The organism is Bradyrhizobium sp. HKCCYLRH2015, assembly GCF_051168215.1.
Lineage (GTDB): Bacteria > Pseudomonadota > Alphaproteobacteria > Rhizobiales > Xanthobacteraceae > Bradyrhizobium.
Window position 1 is genome coordinate 1 of record NZ_JBNPUO010000003.1, and the last position, 24,547, is coordinate 24,547.

A 24,547-nucleotide genomic window follows, 5' to 3' on the forward strand; every position below is an offset into this window, starting at 1 on the left:
GCGGCCTCGGCGCTCGAGGGCCTGGCCACGCTGCGCTCCGGGCACAGCTTCGACATCGTCGTCACCGACATCGAGATGCCGGAGATGAACGGCTTCGAGTTCACCGAGGCGATCCGCGCCGACCAGAACCTGAACCAGATGCCGGTCATCGCGGTGTCGTCGCTGGTGTCGCCGGCGGCGATCGAGCGCGGCCGCCAGGCCGGGCTCTACGACTACATCGCCAAGTTCGACCGGCCCGGCCTGATCGCGGCGCTGAAGGAACAGATCGAGGAACGGGCCCGCGCCGAAGCCAACCGGCGGGCCGCGTGACAGCAAGCGGACAGGAGTAGCGTGCGATGAGCAGCAAGATCGAAACCACCGAGGGCGCCGCCGTCGAATACGTCACCGCGATGATCGGCGGCCAGCTGTTCGGCCTGCCGATCTCCCGGGTCCAGGACGTGTTCATGCCGGAACGGGTGACGCGGGTGCCGCTGTCATCGGCGGAGATCGCAGGCGTCCTGAACCTGCGCGGCCGCATCGTGACCGTCGTCGACATGCGGGCGCGGCTCGGCCTTGCCCGCGCCGAGGACGGCAAGCCGCCGATGGCGGTCGGCGTCGATCTGCGCGGCGAGTCCTATGGTCTCCTGATCGACCAGATCGGCGAGGTGCTGCGGCTGCCCGAGGAGGGCCGGGAGGAGAACCCCGTCAACCTCGACCCGCGCATGGCGAAATTCGCCGGCGGCGTGCACCGCCTCGACGGCCAGCTGATGGTCATTCTCGACGTCGATCGCGTGCTCGAACTCCTGCCGAAGGCAGCAATCGCCGCCTAGCCCGTCAACCGTCCCATAGGGGAGACAACAATGAAGAGCTGTCTGGTCGTGGATGACTCCAGCGTCGTGCGCAAGATCGCACGCCGTATCCTGGAGGAGCTGGGCTTTTCCGTCGTCGAGGCGGAGGATGGCGAGCGGGCGCTCGAGATCTGCACCAAGAGCCTGCCGGACGCCATTCTGCTCGACTGGAACATGCCCGTCATGGACGGTTATGATTTCCTCGGGCGCCTGCGCCGGCTGCCGGGCGGCGAAGGCCCGAAGGTGGTGTTCTGCACCACCGAGAATGACATCGATCACATCTCGCGCGCGCTCAACGCCGGCGCCAACGAATACATCATGAAGCCGTTCGACAAGGAAATCGTCGCCGCCAAATTCCAGGAAGTCGGTCTCATCCAGGCGCTGTCAGCCGAATCCGCCTGATCCCTTCGTCTGCCCAGAAGAGGCCGCCCGTGAACCAGCCCGATTATGAGTTCCTGCGCAAACTGCTTCGAGACAAATCGGGTCTCGATCTGTCTGCCGACAAGCAATATCTGATCGAGAGCCGCCTGCTTCCGCTCGCGCGCAAGGCCGGCCTGGCCAGCATCAGCGATCTCGTCCAGAAGCTGAAGGACGGGTCGAGCGCCTTGATCAGCCAGGTCGTCGAAGCGATGACGACCAACGAGACGTTCTTCTTCCGCGACAAGGTCCCGTTCGATCATTTTCGCGACGTGATCATGCCGGAGCTCCTCAAGGCGCGCGCCAACCGCAAGTCGATCCGGATCTGGTGCGCCGCTTGCTCGACCGGCCAGGAGCCGTATTCGCTGGCGATGTCGCTCAAGGAGATGGGATCTGCGCTCAGTGGATGGCGCATCGAGATCATCGCCACCGATCTCTCCCAGGAGGTGCTCGAGAAGTCCAAGGCGGGTCTCTACAGCCAGTTCGAGGTGCAGCGCGGGCTGCCGATCCAGCTTCTGGTCAAATATTTCAAGCAGGCGGGCGAACTCTGGCAGATCAATTCCGACGTGCGCGGCATGGTCCAGCATCGCCAGCTCAATCTGCTGCACGACTTCTCCCAGCTCGGCACGTTCGACGTCGTGTTCTGCCGCAACGTGCTGATCTATTTCGACCAGGACACCAAGATCAACATTTTCGGCCGGCTCGCCAAGTTGATGGAGCCGGACGGCTTCCTCGTTCTCGGCGCCGCGGAGACCGTCGTCGGCCTCACCGACGTGTTCAAGCCCCTTACGGACCGGCGTGGCCTGTATCGCCCGAGCGGGATCGTTTCCGCGGCGAAGGCGCCGGCTCCGGGAATGCCCAGGATCGCGGCCGCGGGCAACTAGATGTTTCGGCAGCCCAATAGAGCAGGACGCGAAGATGTCTGACGACAACAAAGGTACGGAGCGCGTCACCTTCAGCCGCGGCTACGATGTCTGCATCATGGGCATCGACGGGACCTGGCGCAGGGACTGCCAGCTCAACGCCATCTCGGACAACGACGCGGTGCTGACGGTCGAAGGATCGATCCAGGGATTGAACCTGAAGGAGTTCTTTCTGCTGCTGTCCTCGACGGGGCTCGCCTACCGCCGCTGCGAGCTGGTCCGGGTCAACGGCTCCGAGATGGACATCCAGTTCATCAAGGGAAAGAACAAGAAGAAACGTGGCAACGCCTCCGCCGGCCAGGAAGCGACCGTCAACTAGTTCGCCTTCCGGCGGCACGGCGCATTGCTCGCCCGCGGCTTGGGAAGCTTCCGCGCGCGGAGCGACGAAGAGACGCGCCAGCCCGGGTCCTGCGCAAGTCCTAAGACGGGTGGCGGTTTTTCGGAGAGCCGCTTTACGTCGCCGCAGGCTCGGACGTGTAAGACAATGACGTCGGTCAAATTTCCAGGGACGGCCAATGCCGGTCATGAGTTCGGAACTTGCATCCAGCCGGTCGGAGCGCGCCGATGATGGCGAGCGGCGCGCGCTGCAGCTCTTGGTCGTCGACGACGACGCCGCGCAGCGGACGCTGATCGCGCTGGCGGCCAAGCAGGCCGGCCACGCCGTGACGGTCGCGGCCACGTGCAGCGATGCGATCCGCGAGGTGCGCAACAAGCGCTTTGACTGCGTGACGCTCGATCTCATGCTCGAGGATGGCGACGGGACCGAGGTCCTCAAGGTCATCGCAGATACCCGCTTCGCCGGTTCCGTGATCGTGATCAGCGGCATGGACGCGGCCAAGCGAATTGAGGCCCGGCTGTTCGCGCGCTCGCTCGGAATCGACCTGCAGAGCCTGCCGAAGCCAGTCGATCTGGCGGCGCTGCGCATCTGCCTGGCCAATCTCGGCAAGACTGCGCTCGGCCTGCCCGTGGTTCACACCTGGGGCGGCGTCGCAGCCGAAAGTGTTGCCGCGAAGCATCGGTCCTGAGAGAGCCGCATCGGCGCAAGCCGCCGTCCGGAGTGCACAATCCTGTGCAACGTCCAAATCCCGCCGATCTCTGATCAAAACGAGGGCAAGGCCGGCTGACGCCTGTACGTCTTGTGTCAAATGCCGTGCAGATTTTCGTGGACAGAGAGCCGTGCACGCGTCTGGCGCCGAGCATGTCTGTTCGGCGTGGTGCACGTCGGCAACGCTGATGCGATCAGAGTTTGATGTCGATCATGATGCTATCGGCGTTGATGTGTTTTGCAGGGCAGCATGCTGCTCGAGACGACTGCCTTGAGATCGTGTCCAGATCGTGGTCTCGTGAAGGCGATCACCGATCTGCAGCTACTACTTGTGGGTTAGGATCATAAACCGTACAAATACGGGTGCCCAAAGCACCCGACGAGTATGGTATCATAAGACGCGCTTTCATTGTTTCTTCTCCTTTGCAAGAGCAATCGCCCATGGCCGAACAAACAACTTCCCGCGGTGAGATTTTTGTCGTCGATGACGACCCAGCCGTGCGCGACACCCTCTCGATGGTCTTGTCGGCAGGTGGGTATGAAGTGATCTGTTTTGCGGACGGCGCCGCGCTCCTGGCGGTGGCGCGGAGCAGGACACCGGCCTGCATCCTGCTCGATGTGCACATCCCCGGAAAGTCCGGTCTCGACATTCTCAGGGAATTGCACGGCGAGGACTATCCGGCTCCGATCTTCATGATCTCAGGCCAGGGCGACATCCCGATGGCCGTGAATGCGATCAAGAACGGGGCGCTCGACTTCATCGAGAAGCCGTTCCGCGGCAGTGAGATCGTGGCCCGTCTGAACGAGGCGATTGGCGCGTTCGCGCGGCGGCAGAAGGAGAATGCCTCGCCGAAGATCGGCTCGCTGCATTTCCCCGGCCGCGAGCCGCTGACGCGGCGCGAGCGCGAGGTCCTGGAACAGTTCACGGCGGGGGCCTCGAACAAGGAGGCGGGGCGCACGCTGGGCATCAGCCCGCGCACGATCGAGGATCACCGCGCCAACATCATGAAGAAGCTCGGCGCGCGCAACGCGGCCGATCTGATCCGCATCGTGATGACGGCGTCGCGCGCCAATTGAGCCGATGGCCGGGCCGCCCGCACGTGGCCGCGCTCTGGAGCAGCGGCAATCGCAGGCGCAGGCCGCGTCGGTCAGGCCGCATTGGTCAAGCCTCGCTTTTCAAGCCTCGGTCGCGGCGAGCGCCTTGCGGATCATCCTGGCCAGCTCGGATTTGCGGTACGGTTTCGGCAACAGAAGAATTCCTTCGTCGAGCCGGCCGTGATGCACCACGGCATTCTCGGTATAGCCGGAGGTGAACAGGACCCGCTGCGTGGGACGAAGCCGCTGGATCTCGGATGCGAGCTGGCGGCCGTTCATCGTCCCCGGCATGATGATGTCGGTGAAGAGTAGATCGAACGGCTCTCCGGCATTGGTGATAGCCAGCGCTTCGGCGGCATTGGCCGCCTCCAGCGTCGCGTAGCCCAGCGCATGGAGCTGGGCGAGAACGTAGCCGCGCACCAGCCGGTCGTCCTCCACCACCAGGATTGTCTCCTGGCCGCCCTGGATCGCCGGCGCGGCGCCCGATGGCTGCGTGATCGCTTCTTCGCTGCCCGGCGGCAGGTACATCCGGATCGTGGTGCCGTGGCCCTCTTCGCTGTAGATCCTGATGTGGCCGGCCGATTGCTTCACGAAGCCGTACACCATCGACAATCCGAGCCCCGTCCCCTTGCCCGGCCCCTTCGAGGTGAAGAACGGATTGAACACCTTGTCGATGATGGCGGCGGGAATGCCGCTGCCACTGTCGCTCACCGCGATCATCGCGTAGCGACCGGGCCGCACGTCGTCGTAAAGACTTGCGTAGTTCTCGTCGAGGTCGGCCCAGCCGGTCTCCAGGATGAGCTTGCCGCCATTCAGCATCGCGTCGCGGGCATTGAGCGCGAGGTTGATGACCGCCGTGGCGAGCTGGTTCGGATCGACATGCGCCACGCAGGTCTCATCCTGGAAGACGGACTCGATCTCGATCTGCTCTCCGAGCGTCGGCCGCAGCAGCTTGGCCGTGTCGATCATCAGCGTGTTGACGTCGACCTCGCGCGGCTGCAGCGGCTGCCGGCGCGCAAAGGCGAGCAGATGCTGGGTGAGATCGGCCCCGCGCGCGGCGGCCTCGTCGATCATCCTGGTGATCGCGGCGAGCTGCGGCTCCTTGGCCACGGCCGCGGCGAGAATCTCGATCGTGCCGGTGATCACGGTGAGGATGTTGTTGAAGTCGTGTGCGATGCCGCCGGTGAGCTGGCCGATCGCCTCCATCTTCTCGGACTGCCGGATCCGTTCCTCGGTCGCGATCTTGTCGGTGAGGTCGCGGAAGAAGCCGTTCAGCACGACACCGTTGCGGGTCTTCAGCGCGGTCACGCTGAGCTCGGCCTTGAACTCGCGGCCGTCACGCCGCTTCACCATGACCTCGCGTCGGCGGCCGCCCCCGAGCGCGCTCGCTTGTCCGGTCAGCAGGATACGGCCGAGCGCGGCGCGCAGCTCCTCGCCGACATCCCCGACCGTGATCACGTCGAAGACGTCCTTGCCGATGATCTCGGCGCGCGACCAGCCGAAGATCTTCTCGGCCTGGGAGTTCCAGTTGAGAATGGCGCCGTTGTCGTCGACCTGGACGAAGGCATCGAGCGCGGTCTCGACGATGTTGCGGGCGAGCTGCTCGCTCTCCCGCAGCGTCTCCTGCGCCAGCCGGCTCTCGGTCATGTCGCGGCCAATGAAGAAGTGGCGCTGCACCGGCTCCGACCAGTTCGAGGTCCAGGACAGCGTCACCACGCGGCCGTCCTTGTGGACGTAGCGGCAGTCGGAGGTGCGCGCCCGAAGGCCGAGGCGCGAGGCGCGGAGCTCCTCGCGTGCTTTGAGCAGATCGTCCGAGTGGATGAAATCCGCACCGCTGCGGCCGATCATCTCGGCCGGCGCATAGCCGAGAATCGCCTCCACGCTCGGTGAGACCTGAACCAGGATGCCATTGCGGTCGGTGATGAGGATCAGGTCCTGCGACGTCTCGAAGATGCGCCGCCGCTCCTCGGTCTGCTGGCGCAGCGCCAGCTCGGTCCGACGGCTCTCGGTGACGTCGCGTGCGATCTTGGAGGCGCCGATGATCTGGCCCGTCGGTGATTTGATCGGCGAGACGCTGAGCGAGACCTGGACCAGCTCACCGTCCTTGCGGATCCGCACCGTCTCGAAATGCTGGATCCGCTCGCCGCGCGCCACGCGCACGAGGAAGTCCTGGGCCTCGGGCATGCGCTCGGGCGGCACGAGGAAATCGGCAAGGCGGCCCACGGCCTCCTCGGCGGAGTAGCCCAGCATGGCCTCGGCTGCCGGATTCCAGGCGGTGATGGTGCCGTCCAGCGACAGCGTCACGATCGCGTCGTTCGACGATTCCACCGCGGCACTGTAGAGCCGTTCGCGGGCGGCGAAATGGTCGCGCGCCGCTTCGGTCAGGTAATGCTCCTGGACCTCGCGCTCGAGCTCGGCGGTCTTGGTGCGAACCTCGTCCAGCACGCGGGCGAAGGCGCGCGCCAGCACGCCGGTCTCGCCGACCGCCTCGAGCGGGATATTCACCGTCTCGCCGCGCCCCACGCCCTCGACGGCCTGGGTGAGCTGGTTGATCGGCCGCGTCAGCGAGCGCGCGACCACGAAGGCGAGCGCGGCCGCGCACAGCATTGCGATCAGGCCGACCTCGATCGCCGTCTTGCGGATGGCGAGGGCGGGCGCCATGAAGGCGGTGTTCGGGATCGTCTCGATCACCGCCACCCATTCCTGTCCCGCGAGCAGCGCCGGCGCGAAGGCGACGCCGCCGGGACGATCGGCCTCGTCGTGCAGGATCTGCGCGAAACCCTCGGCGCTGCCGGTTGCGCCTGCGAGCGTCGGAAAATCGTCCTGCCATCGCGTCGATCGGCCGCGTTTCGAGGCGAATTCCCGGTCTGATTCGGGATGGAAGAGATAGTCGCCGCGGGCGTTCACGACATAGAGCTGTGCGCCCGGGCGGGCCGCCGTGCGCAGATGCGCGAACACCGGGCGCATGTCGAGATCGACCATCAGGATCGCGAACGGCTTGCCGTCCGCCCCGAACACCGGCGTGCCGACGCACAGCATCGGCACGCCTGTCTTGGGGTCCGTCGTGTTGCCGTCGAGAATGATCGGCGACAGCCGGATGCCGCCGGGCGGCAGGCTCAGCGTCTCCTTGATGTAGTTGCGCTCGCCGCGCGTGATCAGCTCGTTCTCCGGAACGATCCGCACCGTGTTGCCCGGCCCGAGCCGGTCGACCCGGATCAGCTCGCGATAATCGTTCTCGATCCCGACCAGGCGGATCATCGCGTAGGTCTGCTTGGCCTGCAGCTCGGCGAAGTAGCGCGTTGCGACCCGCTCGCGCCACGACTGCGCCGGCAGCCCTTCGCGGGGATCGGGAGCCCCCGTCTTCAGTGTGCGTATCAATGTTGCCAGATTCGGCGAGGCGCGATAGCCGTTGATGTCGTTGCGGGCGCTGCCGACATAGTTTTCGAGCTCGGTCGCCATCAGGCGCGAATGCGACTCGATTCGATCGAGCGCGCGCGGCAACAGCGCCCGCTCGAGGCTGCGATAGCCGAGCCAGCCGACGGCGAACACCGCGATCGCGACCAGCAGGATCATCGCGATCGCCAGCCGCGTCGTCAGCGTGAGGCGCCCGCCGAACCGCGAAGCCTCGCTCGCGCGCTGCGCGCTGCTGAGCAGCAGCCCTTCGGTTCGGCTGTCAGGATTTCGGAACAGCATCTTGGCCTGGCCGGGGTCGAGTAGCCCGATCGCCTGCCGATGCCAGGCATTCGGAAACCATCGTCAGGAGGGCTGCCGGTTTGAACGGCTTGGGCAACGCGGAAACCGCTCCGAGCTTGGTGGCCATGGTAAGATAGTCGGGCTCAGACATCGAGGCCGGGGTGTGGGAACGTCCCGAGGTCATGATGATCGGAACACCCGGCGTGTGCCTGAGGATCATGCGCATCGCCTCCAGCCCGTCCATGCCCGGCATGAAGATGTCCAGGATCACCAGGTCAAAGCTCTCGCTCTTGAAGCGGACGAGCGCCTTCTGGCCGTCGCCGGCGATGCCGACGACGTGACCGGCCCGTTCGAGCACGCGCTGAATTGTCAGCTGCATGAGCGGATCGTCGTCCACGACCAGAATCTTCGCCACGCTCCGCATCTCCCGATTGGCTGGCAGCAAGACCAACGGTCAGTTGTAAGGTTTTGCCCAATTCGCGGCGCGCCGCAAGCGTTTCGCCGGACAAGTCACATGCAGGATGGGACGCGGGCAGACACCGCTGTTCCGGACGCGCCAATCGGGAGACAATCCGGGCGCCTTGCGTTGCGGGAGCGAGGCGTGTGCTCGAACGGCGTTCTTGCCTGCATTTGAGGCATTCGCGCCGTGGTTGTAAGGCTGGAACGCTTCACATTCGATTAATCTGGGTGATGGACGATTTGCCAGGGCTCCTGTTTTGCTCGTATCGGCGTGCCACTAGCCGCTGAGATAGTCCGGCCAGCGGCCCCGAATGGTCGCGAGGTCGCTCAGCGTGCCGGTCAGGTGCTCGCGCAGATGCGTCTGCGCGTCGTCCGGGCGGCCCGCGGCGATCGCGTCGACGATCTGCTTGTGGTGGCGCAGGATTGTCTGCGCCTTGCCGGGGGACGGCAGATGCAGCCGGCGCAGCCGGTCGATGTGACCGCTGCGGCTCCGCACCAGGGTCCACAGCTCGTGCTTGTCCGCGGCGGTGTAGAGCCGCTCATGGAATGCGTTGTCGACCACCGTGAATGACGCGAAGTCGCCGTCCCTGGCGAAGCGCCGCTGCTGGGCGATCAGCGCGTTCAGCTCGTCGATCGGGGCCGTCGCAGGCCGCAGCGCGAGCAGGCGCACGATCTCGAGCTCCAGCGCCTGGCGCAGGAACTGCGCCTGCTGCGCCCGACCAACATCGATGCGGCTGACCAGGGTCGCGTGCTGCGGGAACACGTCGACGAGGCCTTCTTCGGCGAGGCGCATCAGCGCGTCGCGGATCGGCGTCGAGCTGAGGCCGAACTCGGCCTGCAGCGCCGGCCGCGACAATGGTGCTCCCGGTGGCAGCGCCAGGGCGATGATCTGGTCGCGCAACCGCTCGAAGACCTGCGGTGCCGCGCGCCGGCTCGGATCGAGCCGTTCGGGCGGGAGAACCGCAGCAGGCGTCACAGGCAATGCCATGGGGTCGGACGTCCGGCTCGAATGTCGCAGGGGGAGAACAGCCCTTGTCAGAGATGCACTAATGCATTAGTGCATCTCCCCGCCGGCCGTCAAGAAGGAGCCGGCACGCGAGGAGGGATGTCCCATGTTCGAGAAGTTCGCGCGCTCGGCCGCACGAGCCGCCGGCCTGCTGGCCGCGCTGCTGGTCGCGCCGGCCTGGAATGACGCCGCGCAGGCCCAGCAGAAGACCGAAATCTCGCTGTCGCGCCAGCCCGGCATCTTCTACATGCCGAGTCACATCATCGAGAAGAACAAGCTGATCGAGAAGCATGCTGCCGCGCTCGGCGTGCCCGGCGTCACCACCAAATGGCTGACCTTCTCCGGCGGCGGCGCGCAGACCGATGCGCTGCTGTCCGGCAGCGTCGACATCCTCAACACCGGCACCGGCAATCTGCTGCTGCTGTGGGATCGCACCCGCGGTGGCGTGAAGGGCATCGTCGCGACCTCGGCGCAGCCGATGACCCTGATCAGCCGCGATCCCAACATCAAGTCGATCAAGGATTTTGGCCCCAGCGACAAGATCGCGGTGCCGACCGTGAAGGTCTCGACCCAAGCCATCGTGCTGCAGATCGCGGCCGCCGAGGCGTTCGGCGCCGATCAGTGGAACAAACTCGACGCCAACACCGTGCAGCTCGGTCACCCCGACGCCTATACGGCGCTATCGAATCCGCAGCACGAGGTGCACAATCATTTCTCGATCCCGCCCTACACGTTTCTCGAATTGAAGAACGTGCCCGGCGCGCATGTCGTGCTGAATTCGCCCGACGTGATGGGCGGGCCACTCAGCCAGGCGCAGTTCTTCACCACGACGAAGTTCGCCGACGCCAATCCGAAGATCATCCAGGCGGTGCGCGAGGCCACCAAGGAAGCGCAGGACCTGATCCGCAGCGACACCCGGACCGCGGTCGAGATCTACAAGGAGATCACCGGCGACAAGACCTCGGTCGAGGACCTGCTCGCCTGGCTCAAGGAGCCCGGCATGATGGAATGGAATCTGGAGCCGCAGGGCACGATGAAGTTCGCCGCCCATCTCGCCAAGATCGGCACCATCAAGACCCAGCCAAAGGCCTGGACCGACTATTATCTGCCGGTCGCGCATGATCTGAAGGGCAACTGATGTCCGCGCTGCTCGACGTCGATGGCGTCACCCTCCGCTACAAGACCTCCAGCGCGGTGATCACCGCGACGGAGCGGGTCGGCTTCTCCGTCGACCGCTCCGACCGCTTCGTGCTGCTGGGGCCGTCGGGATGCGGCAAGTCGACCTTGCTGAAGGCGGTCGGCGGCTACATCAAGCCGAGCGAAGGCCGGATGCGCATCAACGGCCGCGAGATCACCGGGCCCGGCGCCGACCGCATGATGATCTTCCAGGAGTTCGACCAGCTGCTGCCCTGGAAGACCGTGCTCGCCAACGTCATGTTTCCACTGCTGACGGCGCGACGCATGCCGCGCAAGGAGGCCGAGAGCCGCGCCCGCGCCTACATCGAAAAGGTCGGGCTGACGCGCGTCGTCGATGCCTATCCGCACACGCTGTCGGGCGGCATGAAGCAGCGCGTCGCAATTGCCAGGGGCATGGCGATGGAGCCGGACATCCTGCTGATGGACGAGCCGTTCGCGGCGCTCGATGCGCTGACGCGGCGGACCTGCCAGGACGAGCTGCTGCAGCTCTGGAATGAGACCAAGTTCACGGTGCTGTTCGTGACGCATTCGATCGCGGAGGCGATCAAGATCGGCAACCGCATCCTGCTGCTGTCGCCGCATCCCGGCCGGGTCAAGGCCGAGGTCATCGATGTCGACAAGGTCTCGGCCGAGGACGGCAGCGCGGCGCGCCTGGAGAAGCAGATCCATGATCTCTTGTTCTCCGAACCCGCAACGACGCATTGAGGACGGTGCCCATGGCTGAAGCCAAGATCATCCTGCGTGATACGTCGGCCGCGAGCGCTGCGCCTGCAGATGTCGCGCGCAAGCTCGGCGTGCTCGAGCTGCTGTGGAACGACGGCTTCGTGCGCAAGACCCTGATCATTGTCCTGCTCGCCGCGATCTGGCAGGCCTATGGCAGCTATCTCGACAATCCCCTGCTGTTCCCGACCTTCTCCGACACCATCGCGGCGCTGTGGGAGAAGGTCCGCGACGGCACCATTCTGATGCGCGTCTGGACCTCGCTGAAGGTGCTGTTCATGGGCTATGCCGCCGGCATCGTTCTCGCGGCGATCCTGACTGTGCTCGCGATCTCGACCCGCATCGGCACCGATTTCCTCGAGACGATCACGGCGATGTTCAATCCCTTGCCGGCGATCGCGCTGTTGCCGCTGGCCCTGATCTGGTTCGGGCTCGGCAGCGGCAGTCTCGTGTTCGTGCTGATCCATTCGGTGCTGTGGCCGGTCGCGCTCAACACCCATTCGGGCTTCAAGAGCGTGTCGAACACGCTGCGCATGGTCGGCCGCAACTACGGCCTCACCGGCTTCTCCTACGTGATCCGCATCCTGATCCCGGCGGCGTTCGGCGCCATCCTCACCGGCCTGAAGATCGGCTGGGCCTTTGCCTGGCGCACCCTGATTGCCGCGGAGCTGGTCTTCGGTGTCTCCTCTGGCCAGGGCGGCCTCGGCTGGTTCATCTTCGAGAACCGCAACCTGCTCGAAATCCCGGCGGTGTTCGCCGGCCTCCTGACCGTGATCCTGATCGGTCTCGTGGTCGAGAACCTGATCTTCCGGACCATCGAGCGCAAGACCGTGCTGACCTGGGGCACCCAATCATGACCGACCGCAAGCAACCCGATCAGCTGCGCAGCGCGCGCTGGTTCGCGCCCGACGATCTCCGCTCCTTCGGCCATCGCTCGCGCGTGATGCAGATGGGCTACGCCCAGGAGGAATGGAAGGGCCGTCCGGTCATCGCCATCGTCAACACCTGGTCCGACGCGCAGCCCTGTCACATGCACTTCAAGAGCCGCGTCGACGACGTCAAGCGCGGCGTGCTGATGGCCGGCGGCTTCCCGATCGAGCTGCCGGCGCTGTCGCTGTCGGAGTCGCTGTTGAAGCCGACCACGATGCTCTATCGCAACATGCTGGCGATGGATGTCGAGGAGCTCTTGCGCAGCCATCCCGTCGATGGCGTGGTACTGATGGGCGGCTGCGACAAGACCACGCCGGCGTTGCTGCTCGGCGCCACCAGCATGAACCTGCCGGCGATCTATCTTCCCGCGGGGCCGATGCTGCGCGGCAATTGGAAAGGCAAGACGCTCGGCTCCGGCTCCGACGCCTGGAAATACTGGGACGAGCGCCGCGCCGGCAAGCTGTCGGACGCCGACTGGAATGCGATGGAGGCGGGTATCGCCCGCAGCCACGGCACCTGCATGACCATGGGCACGGCGTCGACCATGACTGCGATCGCGGAAGCGATCGGCATGACCCTCCCAGGCGCCTCGTCGATCCCCGCCGCCGATGCCGAGCACATCCGGATGAGCTCGGAATGCGGCCGCCGCATCGTCGAGATGGTGTGGGAGGACCTGACGCCGTCGAAGATCCAGACCAAGGCCGCGTTCGAGAACGCGATCGCGGTGGCGATGGCAATGGGTTGCTCGACGAACGCCATCATCCATGTGATCGCGCAGGCGCGCCGCGCGGGTGCAGGCATTGGCCTCGATGATTTCGAGGCCGCGAGCCGCAAGGTGCCGGTGCTCGCCAATGTGCGGCCGAGCGGCGACACCTATCTGATGGAGGACTTCTACTACGCCGGCGGCTTGCCGGGGCTGATGAACCGGATGACGGAGCACCTCCATCTCGAATGCCTCACCGTCAACGGCCGTACGCTCGGTGACAACATCGCGGATGCCGGCGTCTACAACGACGACGTCATCCGTCCGCAGTCCAACCCGATCTACCGCGAGGGCGCACTCGCCGTGCTCAAGGGCAATCTTGCGCCGGACGGCTGCGTCATCAAGCCTTCGGCTTGCGAGTCACGCTTCCTCAAGCATACCGGCCCGGCGCTGGTGTTCGACGACTATCCGTCGATGAAGAAGGCGATCGACGATCCCGATCTCGATGTTACCGCTGATCATGTGCTGATCCTGCGCAATGCCGGGCCGCAGGGCGGCCCGGGCATGCCGGAATGGGGCATGCTGCCGATCCCGACCAAGCTGGTGAAGCAGGGCGTCCGCGACATGGTGCGCTTGTCGGACGCTCGCATGAGCGGCACCAGCTACGGCGCCTGCATCCTGCACGTATCGCCAGAGTCCTATATCGGCGGTCCCCTGGCGCTGGTGCGCAACGGCGATCTCATCACGCTCGACGTCGCCGCCCGCACCATCAATCTCGACGTTCCCGAGGACGAGCTGGCCCGCCGCCGCGCCGAATGGCAGCCGCCCACGCCGCGCTTCGAGCGCGGCTATGGCTGGATGTTCGCCCGCCACATCAGGCAGGCCAATGATGGCTGCGACTTCGACTTCCTGGAAACCGGCTTCGGCGCGCCGGTGGGCGAGCCGGCGATTTATTAGTTAGCGATTGTCGTTCCTAGGCAGGCGAAGCCTGAGTCTGGAACTTCGAGATTGGGATTCGAGCCATCACCGCAGCAAAGGTGCGCTCCCTCCCCCCTTGTGGGGGAGGGCTGGGGAGGGGGTAGCCCCAAGCGACACCATTGATGTGGACCCCCACCCCCAACCCCTCCCCGCAAGGGGGAGGGAGCGCAGCGAGCAAGACCAAGACATGACCAGACTCAGCACCGCCACCCGCAACAAGCTCAAGACCGTCTCGACCGCGACCGTCGCCACCGCGCTGTTCAAGCGCGGCCTGCGAATCCAGTGCATCCAGAACGTCCATCCGCTCAGTCCGGAGCAGCCGACCATGGTCGGCGAGGCCTTCACGCTGCGCTACATCCCGGCGCGCGAGGATCTCAACACCATCGAGGTGTTTCGCGACCACGGCCATCCGCAGCGCAAGGCCGTCGAGGATTGTCCGCCCGGCGCCGTGCTGGTGATGGACAGCCGCAAGGACGCGCGCGCTGCTTCGGCCGGCGCGATCCTGGTCAGCCGGCTGCAGCAGCGCGGCGTCGCCGGCGTCGTCACCGACGGCGGCTTCCGTGATGCCGCCGACATCGCGAGGCTCGGCATCCCCGCCTTCCACCAGCGCCCGAGCGCGCCGACCAATCTCACCTTGCATCATGCCATCGAGATCAATGGCCCGATCGCCTGCGGCGACGCCCCTGTGTTTCCCGGCGACGTCATCCTCGGCGATTCCGACGGCGTCATCGTCATCCCAGCCCATCTCGCCGACGAGATCGCGGACGAGACGTTCGAGATGACCGCGTTCGAGGATTTCGTTGCCGAGGAAGTTGCCAAGGGCCGCTCGATCCTCGGCCTCTATCCGGCAACCGACCCGCAGACGCCCGCCGACTTCGCGGCATGGCGCGCGAAGAACAACAGGTAGCCGCTCCAAATTCCGGTGTCGTCCCTGCGAACGCAGGGACGACACCGTTGTTGTGGCGCGAGCGTACCACAAAGCGCCGAAAATGCCCGCCCATCCAGCGAGAGCTGCAAGCCTGACATGCGGCTGAATCGCCACGTGCGCTGTTGACCGGGCGCTCCGCGCTGGTCACGGTGGCCGGCCCTCATAGCCGCTCCGTGCCCCATGCTCTCCATCGCCTCCCTCTGGATTCCCTTCACCCTGGTCGCCGCCGCCGGCCAGGTCGCGCGCAACGCGATGCAGCGGTCGCTGACGGCGAAGCTCGGCACCTGGGGTGCGACCAATATCCGCTTCCTGTTCGGCTTTCCGTTCTCGCTGGTGTTCCTGACCGTGGTGCTGCTGGCCACCGGCGACCATCTGCCATGGCCGCCTGCTGTGTTCTGGCCGTGGCTGCTGCTCGGCGCGCTCAGCCAGATCATCGCCACCGGGCTGATGCTGCTGGCGATGACCGATCGCTCGTTCGTCGTCACCACCGCCTATCTGAAGACCGAGGCGATCCAGACCGCGATCTTCGGCTTCATCTTCCTCGGTGATCCGCTCTCGCTGCCGAAGCTGGTCGCCATCCTGATCGCCACCATCGGCGTCGTTATCACCGCGCTGCGTCCCGGTGGCGAGAAGGGCTTCGCAGAGTTGAAGCCGACGGTGACCGGACTCGTCGCAGCCGCCGCGTTCGCCTTGTCGGCCGTCGGCTTCCGCGGTGCCATCATCACCGTCGACGGCGTCTCCTTCGTCACGGCGGCGTCCTACACGCTGGTCTGGGGCCTGTTCGTGCAGACGGCGCTCCTCACCGTCTATCTGCTGGCGCGCGCCCCCGGCATCCTGCGCGGGATCCTGTCGCTGTGGCGGCCGTCGATGATGGCCGGCTTCGTCGGCGCCTTCGCGTCGCAATTCTGGTTCCTGGCGTTTGCGCTGACCGCGGCCGCCAATGTCCGCACGCTGGCGCTGATCGAGGTGCTGTTCGCGCAAGGCGTGTCGTACTACTCGTTCAAGCAGCCGGTTTCGCTGCGCGAGATCGGCGGCATCGCGCTGATCGTCGCCGGGGTGGCGCTGCTGATCGCGGTGTAGTCAACCCTTGAGCGCGATCAGCACGGCACCGGCCGCGATCAGCGCGATGCCGATCCAGCCCTGGGGACTCGGTCGCTCGCCGAGAAACACGGCCCCGAACAAGGCGACCAGCACGACGCTGAGCTTGTCGATCGGCGCGACCAGCGTCGCCGGCCCGAGCTTCAGGGCGCGGAAATAGCACAGCCACGAGGCGCCGGTGCCGAGCGCCGACAGCGTCAGGAAGAGCCAGCTCTTCATCGAGATCGGGCCGGGGCTCGTCAGCTGGCCGGTCGCGAACAGGATCAGCGCCAGCGTCACCAGCACGATCGCGGTGCGGATCAGCGTGGCGAGATCGGAGTTGAGACCCTCGACGCCAACCTTGGCGAAGATGGCGGTGAGGGCCGCGAACAGAGCCGAGAGGAGGGCCCAGAGCTGCCAGGAGGAGGAGAGGGGGAACATCTCATCTCTCGGAGGAAGGTCGCAGTTGAGGTCGAGACATTTCAACCGTCATTGCTTCGCGGCGCTCGCAATGCCGGAAAGATTGCCGAGATCGTGCGCGCATCACGGCCGGCTGCCGCCGAGTGACGAGCCCCGCCGGTCAATTCCGGTCGTCGGGCAGCACCGGGATCGGCGCGACCTCGATGCCTTCCTCGATCAGTTCGCGGGCCTCGTCGAGCGAAGCCTCGCCATAGATCGGCCGGTGCTCGGTCTCGCCGTAATGCATCTTGCGCGCCTCCGTCGGGAAACGCTCGCCGACATCGTCGGCGTTCTTGACGATGTGGTCGCGCAGCTCCTTGAGCTTGGCGCGCAGCTCGCGCTCCTGCGCCATCATCAGCGACGTCGATCCGGGCGGAATGACCTCCTGGGCGGGCGTCGGTACCGGAGCAGGCGCGGCAGGCACGGGCGCCGCGTCGCGGCCCTTCTTGCTGACGATGCGCGGCGCCATGATGGCCTTCTCGATCTTGGTCGAGCCGCAGGCCGGGCATTCCACCAGCTTGCGCTTCACCTGCGAATCGTAGGCCGAGGAACTCTGGAACCAGCTTTCGAACGTGTGGTCACGCTCGCAGCGCAGCGCGTAGCGAATCATGCCGAGCCCCGCACCAGGTGCAGATAGTCCGGACCCGCGTTGGGGTCGGCGATGCCGAACCGGCGGCCGTGCTGCAGCGAAGGAATGGTCTGGCGCACGCTCTCGACCCGCGCGGGATCGATCCGCGCCATGATGACGCCGGGCTCGACGCCGCCCTCCGCGAGGATCTCGCCCCAGGGATCGATGATCAGCGAATGCCCGAAGGTCTCGCGCTTGTTCTCGTGCACGCCGCACTGGGCGGCGGCGAACACGAAGCAGCCGGTCTCGATGGCCCGGGCGCGCAGCAGAGTGTGCCAGTGCGCCTCGCCGGTCTTGCGGGTGAACGCTGAGGGCACGCTGATGAACGAGGCGCCGCTCTCGGCCAGCGCGCGATACAGCGCCGGGAAGCGCACGTCGTAGCAGATCGTCAGCCCCAGACGGCCCCAGGGCAGATCCGAGATCACGGCCGTCTCGCCCGGCTGATAATTGGCGGACTCGCGATAGCTCTCGCCGCCCGGCAGGTCGATGTCGAACATGTGGATCTTGTCGTAGCTCGCCAGCACGTTGCCGTCGGGCCCGATCAGGAACGAGCGGTTCACGGCCTTGTCTGCCGAGAAGCGCAGCGCCAGCGATCCGATGTGCAGATGGATGCCCAGCTCCTTCGCGAGCGCCTGATAGGCCTTGAGAGAGGGATCGTCCGCCTCGCTCTTGAGCTGCTCGAACAGCGCCGTCCGGTTGAGCTGCATCATGTTGCTCACTTCCGGCGTCTGGACGTACTCCGCGCCCTGCGCCACCGCTTCCCGGATCAGCCTTGTGCCCTGCTCGAGGCTCGGCTCGGGCAGGAGCGAGGTGCGCATCTGCACCATGGCGGCGGTAAAGCTGCGGTCGTTGCTCATGATGTCGCCTTGTCTCCCGCCAGCATGGCGTCGAGCCTGCCCTCGCGATCGAGCGCATAGAGATCGTCGCAGCCGCCGACATGGGTCTGGCCGATGAAGATCTGCGGAAAGGTCGAGCCCGGGCCGACACGATCATACATCTTCTGCCGAATCGTCGGATCCCTGCCCGCGTCATGCTCGGTAAAGGGAACGTTCTTGCGGGTCAGGAGCGATTTGGCGGCCGTGCAGTAGCCGCACCCCGGACGGGTATAGATTTCGATCGCAGCGGTCATGTCGCGCTCAGCTGTTTCGGAACGACAGATTATATGGGGGCGCGGGGAGCATCGACAACCCGGGCGAAGACCAGCACGCTGACCTCGGCCGCCTTGGCGCGCAGCAGAGCGCGGGCGCAGGCATCCACCGTCGCGCCGGTGGTCAGCACGTCGTCGACGATCACGATGCGGCGCCCCTGCACGTCATGCAGGCGGTCTGAAGATACCTGGAATGCGCCCTGCACATTGCTGGCGCGCTGGGCGCGCGACAAGCCGACCTGCTGCTCAGTCGCCCGCACCCGGCGCAGCGCATCGCCGTGCATTCGGACGCCGCTGGACCGGGCGATCACCCGCGCCAGCGCGCCGGACTGGTTGTAGCGGCGGCTGAACCCGCGCCGCCAGTGCAGCGGCACGGGCACCACGAGGTCGGCTTCGGCCAGCAGCTCACGGCCGGCGCGGGCCATCCAGCGTCCCACGATCGGCGCCAGATCGGTGCGATCCTGATATTTCAGCTGATGCACCAGGGTGCGGGCGACCTCGTCATAGCGCACCGCCGCGCGGGCGCGGGCATAGGCCGGCGGCGCCGCGATCGCCTCCATCGACAACAGCTCCGGACCGGGATCGTAGACGAAGGGGATGCCGAGCTTGGGGCAATAAGGCCGCTCGATGAACGACAGCTTGCCCCAGCAGGCGGCACAGACGCCCTCGCCGTCGACCGGCTCGCGACAGGCGATGCACAGTGTGGGGAGCGCGACGTCGAGTGCGAGCTTCGCGACATGCGCGAGACCGCCGTGCAGCGCGCCTACGGCTGTACGAAGTCGTCCGACGCTGATTGGAGCAAACGTCACGCCCATGTGTTGAGGCTAGCGTCGCAACCCGCGCCGCTCAAGCGGCGCATTGCCCGGCCACCAGGATCGGCGTAACCAGCCCCGATGACCCAGCCCGCGACAGCTCCCATTCTGTTCGACCGTCCCCTGCTTGCGCAGCGGCAGCGGCGGGCTGCGGGCGCGCCCGAGACGTTCCTGCTGGAGCGCGTCGCCGAGGACATCGCGGACCGCCTCGCCGCGGTGAACCGGTCGTTCGATGCGGCCGCCGATATCTGGACGCCCGGCGCCGGTTTGGCGCCACATCTCACAGGCGGTGTTGCGCAACTGGCCCATCTGGCGGCGCCCGCCACGGCGGATGAGACGCTGCCGCTGGCGCCGCAATCGCTCGATCTGGCGCTGTCGGCGCTGGCGTTCCAATTCGTCAATGACCTGCCCGGCCTGCTGGTGCAGGTTCGCCGGGCCTTGCGCCCAGATGGTCTGCTGCTTGCGGCGATGATCGGCGGCGATACGCTGACCGAGCTCCGGCAATCCTTCGCGGCCGCCGAGGCCGAATGCGAGGGCGGTGTGTCGCCGCGTGTCGTCCCGTTCGCCGATCTGCGCGATGTCGGCGGTCTGTTGCAGCGTGCCGGCTTTGCTCTGCCGGTCACCGACGTCGACCGGGTCGTGGTGCGCTATGCCAGTGCGTTCGGCCTGATGCAGGATCTCCGCCGCATGGGCGCGACCAACAGCCTGGTCGAGCGCCGCCGCACGCCACTGCGTCGTGCGACCTTGCTGCGGATGGCCGAAATCTATGCCGAGCGCTTCGCCGATCCCGACGGCCGCATCCGCGCCACCTTCGATATCGTCTGGCTGTCCGGCTGGGCTCCGCACGAAAGCCAGCAGAAGCCGCTGAAGCCGGGATCGGCGACCGCCAGCCTGGAAGCGGCGGTGAAGCGGAGCCAGGGAGCCGGTGATCGCGAGTAAGCAGACTCGTCATCGCCGGGCTTGACCCGGCGATCCATCCTCTTCGAGAGTCTTCGGAAGAGGATGGATGCGCGGATCAAGTCCGCGCATGACGAGTGAGGTTGGGCGCCGTCCCAGCTACATCAATAAATCGATCAGATGCGGCAGCAGCGGAATGTCCGCGGGCGGCATCGGATAGTCGCGCAGCTTGTTCGGCCGCACCCAGGCCAGCTGCTGGCCCTCGCGCGCGGTCACCAGGCCTTCCCAGCGCCGGCAGATGTAGAGCGGCATCAACAGATGGAACGTCTCATAGGCGTGGCTGGCAAAGGTCAGCGGCGCGAGGCAGGCCTCGCGCACGGTGATGCCGAGCTCCTCGTCGAGCTCGCGGATCAGGCTCGCTTCGGGGCGCTCACCCGGCTCGAGCTTGCCGCCGGGAAACTCCCAGAGTCCCGCGAGCGTCTTGCCGGGCGGCCGCTGCGCCAGCAGCACACGATTGTCGGCGTCGACGAGCGCGCAGGCGACGACGAGCGTGAGTTTCAGGTCGGGCATGATCCGATCGGTTGCGAGAGGGATGCGCCGGTCCGAGAACCAGGCACGCTGTTGAGGGAATTTTAACCTAGGCCGTTTCGCGCCCCGTTTCCACGGTTGAAATAAGCCAACCTTAATGGCCGGCCGCGTATTTTCACGGGTGAACGCCGTGGCCTCCTCATGGTTTGTTAGGCATCATTCATGCGAATTCTATCTAGCCTGCTCGGCCGCCTGCGCCGCGACGTCAGCGGCAACGTCGCAGTGACGTTCGCGATCGTCTGCGTTCCGCTGATCACCGCGGTCGGCTGCGGCGTCGACTACAGCCGCGCCAACCAGATGCGCGCCAAGCTGCAGGCGGCGGTCGACGCTGCCTCGGTCGGCGCAGTGTCCCGCACCGCGCCGGCCTTCATCGCCGCGGGCACGATGACCTCGGACGGCGTGATTGCCGCCGGCAATGACGACGCGGCAAAGATCTTCAACGGCAACATGTCCGGCACGTCGGGCTATACGCTGACCAGTCTGACGCCGGAGGTGAAGAAGGCCGGCTCGGTGCTGACCGCCACCGTGTCGTTCTCGGCCACCGTGCCGATGATGTTCATGAACATCGTCGGGTTCAAGACCATGACCCTGCAGGGCTCGTCGACGGCCAAGGCCTCGATGCCGCGATACATCGATTTCTACCTGCTGCTCGACAATTCGCCGTCGATGGGCGTGGCGGCGACGCCGGCGGACGTGACCAAGATGGTCAATGCGACCTCCGACAAATGCGCCTTCGCCTGCCACGACTACAACGACGCCAACAACTACTACAACCTCGCCAAGACGCTCAACGTCACCACCCGGATCGACGTGCTGCGCAACGCCACCCAGCAGCTGATGGACACGGCGCAGCAGACGCAGACCTATACGAACCAGTTCCGCATGGCGATCTATGATTTCGGCGCGGCGTCGAAGACGATCGGATTGCGGGCGCTGTTTTCGCTGTCGTCGAGCCTGTCCAGCGCCAAGAGCGCCGCCGGCAACATCGACCTGATGGGCGTCTACGGCAACAATGACGCCTACACCGCCGACAAGGATACGCCGTTCACCTCGGTATTCCCGGCCATCAACAACGAGATCGCGACGCCCGGCGACGGCACCACCGGCTCGCCGCTGAAATACCTGTTCTTCGTCTCCGACGGGGTCGCGGACGAGAGCAACGCGTCCTGCCTGAAGCCCAAGGCCAGCGGCAATCGCTGCCAGTCGCCGATCAATCCGGCGCTCTGCACCACGCTCAAGAACCGCGGCATCAAGATCGCGGTGCTCTACACCACCTACCTGCAGCTGCCGACCAACAGCTGGTACATGAGCTGGATCGATCCCTTCAACAAGGGGCCGTTCGGTCCGTCGCCGAACAGCGAGATCGCGCAGAAGATGCAGGCCTGCGCCTCGGATGGATTCTACTTCGAGGTGTCGCCGACCCAGGGCATCGCCGAGGCGATGAAGGCCCTGTTCCAGAAGGCGGTCGCCGACGCACGGATCGCGAGTTGATCAATTTGGCAGGAAGCACGCCGGCATTTGCGCGCTTCCTTGCCGCGGTCGGTTGCGGAATCAGGACCGGTAGTCGCCGTTGATCGCGACATACTCCTTGGTCAGGTCGCAGGTCAGCACACGGTCGCGGCCCTTGCCGAGGCCGAGCGCGACCTTGATCTGCACCTTCTGCGCCTTCATCGCCTCGGAGACTTCCGCCTCGTCATAGGACGGATCGCGCGCGCCCTTCGAGGCGACGCGGATGCCGTTGAACGAGATCGAGAGCTTGTCGCGGTCGGCCGGCTCGCCGGCCTTGCCGACCGCCATCACCACGCGGCCCCAATTGGCGTCCTCGCCGGCGATCGCGGTCTTCACCAGCGGCGAGTTGGCGATCGACATCGCGATCTTGCGCGCCGACGGCTTGCTCTTGGCGCCCTCGACGATGATCTCGACCAGCTTGCGGGCGCCCTCGCCGTCGCGCGCGACCTGCTCGGCGAGGTCGGCCAGCACGGCGTTGAACGCCTTGACGAACGCTTTGGCGCGCGGATCGCTGGCGCGGCTGATCTTCGGCGCGCCCTTCGCCGCGGCGGCGCCGGTGGCGAAGGCGAGCAGGGTGTCGGAGGTCGAGGTATCGCCGTCGATCGTCACCGCGTTGAAGGTGTCCTCGACGCCGGCCTTGAGCAGCGCCTGCAGTGCGGGGGCCGTGATCGGCGCATCAGTGAAGATGAACGACAGCATTGTCGCCATGTCTGGCGCGATCATGCCGGCGCCCTTGGCCATGCCGTTGATCGTCACCCTGGCCTTGCCGAGCTTCACGGTGGCGGTCGCCACCTTCGGGAAGGTGTCGGTGGTCATGATGGCGCGCGCCGCGCCCATCCAGTCCTCAGGCGCCGCGGTGCCGGCCAACCCTTCGAGCACGCCGTCGAATTTGGTCGCATCCAGCGGCTCGCCGATCACGCCGGTCGAGGCCAGGAAGATCTCGTCCTGCTTGCAGCCGACCGCCTTGGCGGCGATGGCCGCCGTCAGCGCCGTCGACTGCTTGCCGGTCTTGCCGGTGAAGGCGTTGGCGTTGCCGGAGTTCACCACCAGCGCGCGCGCCTTGCCGCCCTTCAGCTTGGCCCGGCACCATTCGACCGGCGCCGACGGGCATTTCGACAGCGTGAACACGCCGGCCACCGTGGTGCCGGGATCGAGCAGCGCCAGCAGCACGTCGGTGCGGTTCTTGTAGCGGATGCCGGCCGCCGCAGTCGCGAGCTTGACGCCGGCGAGCGCCGGCATGTCGGGGACATCGGTGGGGGCGAGCGGGGAGACGGCTGAGGACATCGGAGAGGCTTCCGGCAGGGATGAGCGGGAAGCGCTCTGTATCATCTCAGTCGGCGTTGTGGGAGTAGATGCGCTCCCAATACTCCGCTGTCATCCCCGCGAACGCGGGGATCCATAACCACAGGGCGTTGTTGTAAGGCTCGGTACTGGCCACGTGCCTGTTCCACAGATCACGCGGTAGGGGTCCCGGCGTTCGCCGGGACGACACCTTTTGTGACGCGACGGTGACGGCTCTCTTTTGAGATGGCGCCGTCGCGTCTCAAGCCAAGCGACGATGCCGCTTACTTCTTCGCCGGCTCGGCCGGCTTCGCATCGGCGGGCTTGGCGTCCGCCGGCTTGGCCGCGTCGGTCGCGGCCGGCTTGTCCAGACGCTCGATCTTGGCGGCCTCACGCAGCTTGCCGACGTAGTCGGCCTGCGCCTTGCGGGTGACGTAGGTCTCGATCTGGCCCTTGACCTGGTCGAACTCCGGCGGCTTGCGGCTGCGCTTTTCCTCCACCTTGATGACGTGCCAGCCGAACTGGGTCTTCACCGGATCGGAGATCTTGCCCGGCTCCAGCGAGAAGGCGACGTTGGCGAATTCCGGCACCATCTGCTCCTTGGTGAAGAAGCCGAGGTCGCCGCCGTCCGAGGCGCCGGGATCCTTGGACTTCTTCTTGGCGAGCTCGGCGAAATCGGCACCCTTGGCGAGCTCGGCCTTGACGGCCTTGGCCTCGTCCTCGGTCTCCACCAGAATGTGGCGGGCGTGGACCTCCTGTTCGCCGCCGATCTGCTTGGCGGCTTCCTCATAGACCTTCTTCATCGCGTCCGGCGTGGTCGCGGCCTTGCCCTCGGTGGCGAGCAGGCTGTCCATCAGCAGGCGGTTGCGGGTGAAGGCGAGGCGCTTCTTGAACTCCTCGGTGTCGGCGACCTTCTTGTCCTCGGCCGCCTTGGCGACCAGCTTCATGTCGATCAGGAACGACAGCACGTTCTCGTCCTTGGTCGCCGGATCCATCTGCGCGAGGCTCTGTCCGAGCTCCTCCTCGGCGAGCGTCACGTCGCTCTTGCGGATCTCGGCGCCGTTCACCTTGGCCAGCACCGGGTTGGCATCGTCGGCGGCGCGTGCGGGCGCGGCAAGCAGGGACAACGCGAGACTTCCGGCGAGAGCGGTGGCAAGGCCGAGGCGCAGGCCGGTTTTCGTAACCGGGAACGACGTGGTCATGGAAAATCCTTGTTGAGAAGAGGGGG

General features: G+C 66.1%; 26 protein-coding genes. 15 read left to right on the forward strand and 11 right to left on the reverse strand.

What is annotated here, in order from left to right:
- From ACQR1H_RS08050 to ACQR1H_RS08080, 7 genes are all read left to right on the forward strand, one after another.
- Positions 1-309: response regulator (locus ACQR1H_RS08050; protein WP_434907389.1), on the forward strand; the 309-nt coding region annotated here is incomplete at its 5' end.
- A gap of 26 nt (positions 310-335) precedes the next feature.
- Positions 336-809 (forward strand): chemotaxis protein CheW, encoded by a 474-nt coding sequence (locus tag ACQR1H_RS08055; RefSeq protein WP_315800634.1) that lies wholly within the window; start codon positions 336-338, stop codon positions 807-809.
- A gap of 30 nt (positions 810-839) precedes the next feature.
- Positions 840-1,229: a response regulator gene (locus ACQR1H_RS08060; protein ID WP_315716971.1), complete on the forward strand. Its 390-nt coding sequence runs from the start codon at positions 840-842 to the stop codon at positions 1,227-1,229.
- A gap of 29 nt (positions 1,230-1,258) precedes the next feature.
- Positions 1,259-2,128 carry a CheR family methyltransferase gene (locus ACQR1H_RS08065; protein WP_315800633.1) on the forward strand — a complete coding sequence of 290 codons (870 nt, stop codon included), beginning with the start codon at positions 1,259-1,261 and terminating at the stop codon, positions 2,126-2,128.
- Positions 2,129-2,162: 34 nt separating this feature from the next.
- Positions 2,163-2,486, forward strand: a complete 324-nt coding sequence (locus tag ACQR1H_RS08070) for a PilZ domain-containing protein (RefSeq protein ID WP_315800632.1) — start codon at positions 2,163-2,165, stop codon at positions 2,484-2,486.
- 196 nt (positions 2,487-2,682) lie between these two features.
- On the forward strand, positions 2,683-3,192 hold the full coding sequence (locus ACQR1H_RS08075) for a response regulator (protein ID WP_315800631.1): 510 nt from the start codon (positions 2,683-2,685) through the stop codon (positions 3,190-3,192).
- Positions 3,193-3,653: 461 nt separating this feature from the next.
- Positions 3,654-4,289 carry a response regulator transcription factor gene (locus ACQR1H_RS08080; RefSeq protein WP_315717165.1) on the forward strand — a complete coding sequence of 212 codons (636 nt, stop codon included), beginning with the start codon at positions 3,654-3,656 and terminating at the stop codon, positions 4,287-4,289.
- Between the two features lie 99 nt (positions 4,290-4,388).
- On the opposite strand, the gene ACQR1H_RS08085 is transcribed toward ACQR1H_RS08080, so the two are convergent.
- From ACQR1H_RS08085 to ACQR1H_RS08095, 3 genes are all read right to left on the reverse strand, one after another.
- Entirely contained in the window at positions 4,389-8,000 is a 3,612-nt protein-coding gene (locus ACQR1H_RS08085) for a PAS domain S-box protein (protein WP_434907390.1), read from the reverse strand.
- Positions 7,981-8,415, reverse strand: coding sequence for a response regulator (locus tag ACQR1H_RS08090; RefSeq protein WP_315800629.1), 435 nt, complete (start codon positions 8,413-8,415; stop codon positions 7,981-7,983). Before ACQR1H_RS08090 ends, ACQR1H_RS08085 begins: the two co-directional genes overlap by 20 nt.
- 321 nt (positions 8,416-8,736) lie before the next feature.
- Entirely contained in the window at positions 8,737-9,447 is a 711-nt protein-coding gene (locus tag ACQR1H_RS08095) for a GntR family transcriptional regulator (protein ID WP_316182882.1), read from the reverse strand.
- Positions 9,448-9,571: 124 nt separating this feature from the next.
- Here ACQR1H_RS08095 and ACQR1H_RS08100 point away from each other — a divergent pair, with 124 nt between their 5' ends.
- From ACQR1H_RS08100 to ACQR1H_RS08125, 6 genes are all read left to right on the forward strand, one after another.
- Complete coding sequence (locus ACQR1H_RS08100; protein WP_434846555.1) at positions 9,572-10,603, forward strand: ABC transporter substrate-binding protein; 1,032 nt, start codon at positions 9,572-9,574, stop codon at positions 10,601-10,603.
- Entirely contained in the window at positions 10,603-11,367 is a 765-nt protein-coding gene (locus ACQR1H_RS08105) for an ABC transporter ATP-binding protein (protein ID WP_315800626.1), read from the forward strand. Before ACQR1H_RS08100 ends, ACQR1H_RS08105 begins: the two co-directional genes overlap by 1 nt.
- An 11-nt stretch (positions 11,368-11,378) precedes the next feature.
- The gene (locus ACQR1H_RS08110) at positions 11,379-12,239 is read left to right on the forward strand and encodes an ABC transporter permease (RefSeq protein ID WP_434907391.1); all 861 of its coding nucleotides are present in this window, start codon (positions 11,379-11,381) and stop codon (positions 12,237-12,239) included.
- The gene (gene araD / locus ACQR1H_RS08115; RefSeq protein ID WP_434907392.1) at positions 12,236-13,972 is read left to right on the forward strand and encodes an L-arabinonate dehydratase; all 1,737 of its coding nucleotides are present in this window, start codon (positions 12,236-12,238) and stop codon (positions 13,970-13,972) included. The genes ACQR1H_RS08110 and araD overlap by 4 nt, the downstream gene beginning before the upstream one ends.
- A 208-nt stretch (positions 13,973-14,180) precedes the next feature.
- Positions 14,181-14,900: a ribonuclease activity regulator RraA gene (locus tag ACQR1H_RS08120; protein ID WP_316216852.1), complete on the forward strand. Its 720-nt coding sequence runs from the start codon at positions 14,181-14,183 to the stop codon at positions 14,898-14,900.
- A 201-nt stretch (positions 14,901-15,101) separates the two neighbouring features.
- Positions 15,102-16,001 carry an EamA family transporter gene (locus tag ACQR1H_RS08125; RefSeq protein WP_315800622.1) on the forward strand — a complete coding sequence of 300 codons (900 nt, stop codon included), beginning with the start codon at positions 15,102-15,104 and terminating at the stop codon, positions 15,999-16,001.
- Here ACQR1H_RS08125 and ACQR1H_RS08130 read toward each other — a convergent pair whose 3' ends face one another.
- The 5 genes from ACQR1H_RS08130 to ACQR1H_RS08150 form a co-directional block, all read right to left on the reverse strand.
- On the reverse strand, positions 16,002-16,439 hold the full coding sequence (locus ACQR1H_RS08130; protein WP_316216851.1) for an EamA family transporter: 438 nt from the start codon (positions 16,437-16,439) through the stop codon (positions 16,002-16,004).
- Positions 16,440-16,578: 139 nt separating this feature from the next.
- Positions 16,579-17,067, reverse strand: a complete 489-nt coding sequence (locus tag ACQR1H_RS08135; protein ID WP_316182887.1) for a DUF1178 family protein — start codon at positions 17,065-17,067, stop codon at positions 16,579-16,581.
- Complete coding sequence (locus ACQR1H_RS08140; protein ID WP_316182888.1) at positions 17,064-17,942, reverse strand: carbon-nitrogen hydrolase family protein; 879 nt, start codon at positions 17,940-17,942, stop codon at positions 17,064-17,066. The genes ACQR1H_RS08135 and ACQR1H_RS08140 overlap by 4 nt, the downstream gene beginning before the upstream one ends.
- On the reverse strand, positions 17,939-18,214 hold the full coding sequence (grxC, locus tag ACQR1H_RS08145; protein ID WP_316216850.1) for a glutaredoxin 3: 276 nt from the start codon (positions 18,212-18,214) through the stop codon (positions 17,939-17,941). The genes ACQR1H_RS08140 and grxC overlap by 4 nt, the downstream gene beginning before the upstream one ends.
- Positions 18,215-18,243: 29 nt before the next feature.
- A complete protein-coding gene (locus tag ACQR1H_RS08150; RefSeq protein ID WP_434907393.1) occupies positions 18,244-19,047 on the reverse strand; it encodes a ComF family protein in 804 nt (267 codons plus the stop codon).
- 78 nt (positions 19,048-19,125) lie between these two features.
- Between ACQR1H_RS08150 and ACQR1H_RS08155 the strand changes: the two genes are divergently transcribed.
- Positions 19,126-19,983, forward strand: a complete 858-nt coding sequence (locus ACQR1H_RS08155) for a methyltransferase domain-containing protein (protein ID WP_434898404.1) — start codon at positions 19,126-19,128, stop codon at positions 19,981-19,983.
- A gap of 117 nt (positions 19,984-20,100) precedes the next feature.
- Here the strand turns inward: ACQR1H_RS08155 and ACQR1H_RS08160 are convergent, their stop codons facing one another.
- A complete protein-coding gene (locus ACQR1H_RS08160; protein ID WP_315800615.1) occupies positions 20,101-20,511 on the reverse strand; it encodes a (deoxy)nucleoside triphosphate pyrophosphohydrolase in 411 nt (136 codons plus the stop codon).
- A gap of 180 nt (positions 20,512-20,691) precedes the next feature.
- On the opposite strand from ACQR1H_RS08160, the gene ACQR1H_RS08165 reads away from it, so the two are divergent.
- Positions 20,692-22,020 carry a TadE/TadG family type IV pilus assembly protein gene (locus tag ACQR1H_RS08165; protein ID WP_434907394.1) on the forward strand — a complete coding sequence of 443 codons (1,329 nt, stop codon included), beginning with the start codon at positions 20,692-20,694 and terminating at the stop codon, positions 22,018-22,020.
- 60 nt (positions 22,021-22,080) lie between these two features.
- Here ACQR1H_RS08165 and argJ read toward each other — a convergent pair whose 3' ends face one another.
- On the reverse strand, positions 22,081-23,322 hold the full coding sequence (gene argJ / locus ACQR1H_RS08170; RefSeq protein WP_434840282.1) for a bifunctional glutamate N-acetyltransferase/amino-acid acetyltransferase ArgJ: 1,242 nt from the start codon (positions 23,320-23,322) through the stop codon (positions 22,081-22,083).
- 281 nt (positions 23,323-23,603) lie between these two features.
- Entirely contained in the window at positions 23,604-24,521 is a 918-nt protein-coding gene (locus ACQR1H_RS08175) for a peptidylprolyl isomerase (protein ID WP_316216846.1), read from the reverse strand.
- Between the last annotated feature and the right edge of the window lie 26 nt (positions 24,522-24,547).

Coding starts and splice junctions, on each gene's coding strand:
- ACQR1H_RS08100 (WP_434846555.1), top strand. CDS start 9,572: ATGTTCGAGAAGTTCGCGCGCTCGGCCGCACGAGCCGCCGGCCTGCTG.
- ACQR1H_RS08075 (WP_315800631.1), top strand. CDS start 2,683: ATGCCGGTCATGAGTTCGGAACTTGCATCCAGCCGGTCGGAGCGCGCC.
- ACQR1H_RS08165 (WP_434907394.1), top strand. CDS start 20,692: ATGCGAATTCTATCTAGCCTGCTCGGCCGCCTGCGCCGCGACGTCAGC.
- grxC (WP_316216850.1), bottom strand. CDS start 18,214: ATGACCGCTGCGATCGAAATCTATACCCGTCCGGGGTGCGGCTACTGC.
- ACQR1H_RS08155 (WP_434898404.1), top strand. CDS start 19,126: ATGACCCAGCCCGCGACAGCTCCCATTCTGTTCGACCGTCCCCTGCTT.
- ACQR1H_RS08135 (WP_316182887.1), bottom strand. CDS start 17,067: ATGATTCGCTACGCGCTGCGCTGCGAGCGTGACCACACGTTCGAAAGC.
- ACQR1H_RS08150 (WP_434907393.1), bottom strand. CDS start 19,047: ATGGGCGTGACGTTTGCTCCAATCAGCGTCGGACGACTTCGTACAGCC.
- ACQR1H_RS08140 (WP_316182888.1), bottom strand. CDS start 17,942: ATGAGCAACGACCGCAGCTTTACCGCCGCCATGGTGCAGATGCGCACC.
- argJ (WP_434840282.1), bottom strand. CDS start 23,322: ATGTCCTCAGCCGTCTCCCCGCTCGCCCCCACCGATGTCCCCGACATG.
- ACQR1H_RS08070 (WP_315800632.1), top strand. CDS start 2,163: ATGTCTGACGACAACAAAGGTACGGAGCGCGTCACCTTCAGCCGCGGC.
- ACQR1H_RS08175 (WP_316216846.1), bottom strand. CDS start 24,521: ATGACCACGTCGTTCCCGGTTACGAAAACCGGCCTGCGCCTCGGCCTT.
- ACQR1H_RS08120 (WP_316216852.1), top strand. CDS start 14,181: ATGACCAGACTCAGCACCGCCACCCGCAACAAGCTCAAGACCGTCTCG.
- ACQR1H_RS08060 (WP_315716971.1), top strand. CDS start 840: ATGAAGAGCTGTCTGGTCGTGGATGACTCCAGCGTCGTGCGCAAGATC.
- ACQR1H_RS08055 (WP_315800634.1), top strand. CDS start 336: ATGAGCAGCAAGATCGAAACCACCGAGGGCGCCGCCGTCGAATACGTC.
- ACQR1H_RS08105 (WP_315800626.1), top strand. CDS start 10,603: ATGTCCGCGCTGCTCGACGTCGATGGCGTCACCCTCCGCTACAAGACC.
- ACQR1H_RS08095 (WP_316182882.1), bottom strand. CDS start 9,447: ATGGCATTGCCTGTGACGCCTGCTGCGGTTCTCCCGCCCGAACGGCTC.
- ACQR1H_RS08130 (WP_316216851.1), bottom strand. CDS start 16,439: ATGTTCCCCCTCTCCTCCTCCTGGCAGCTCTGGGCCCTCCTCTCGGCT.
- ACQR1H_RS08085 (WP_434907390.1), bottom strand. CDS start 8,000: ATGCTGTTCCGAAATCCTGACAGCCGAACCGAAGGGCTGCTGCTCAGC.
- ACQR1H_RS08110 (WP_434907391.1), top strand. CDS start 11,379: ATGGCTGAAGCCAAGATCATCCTGCGTGATACGTCGGCCGCGAGCGCT.
- ACQR1H_RS08160 (WP_315800615.1), bottom strand. CDS start 20,511: ATGCCCGACCTGAAACTCACGCTCGTCGTCGCCTGCGCGCTCGTCGAC.
- araD (WP_434907392.1), top strand. CDS start 12,236: ATGACCGACCGCAAGCAACCCGATCAGCTGCGCAGCGCGCGCTGGTTC.
- ACQR1H_RS08125 (WP_315800622.1), top strand. CDS start 15,102: ATGCTCTCCATCGCCTCCCTCTGGATTCCCTTCACCCTGGTCGCCGCC.
- ACQR1H_RS08080 (WP_315717165.1), top strand. CDS start 3,654: ATGGCCGAACAAACAACTTCCCGCGGTGAGATTTTTGTCGTCGATGAC.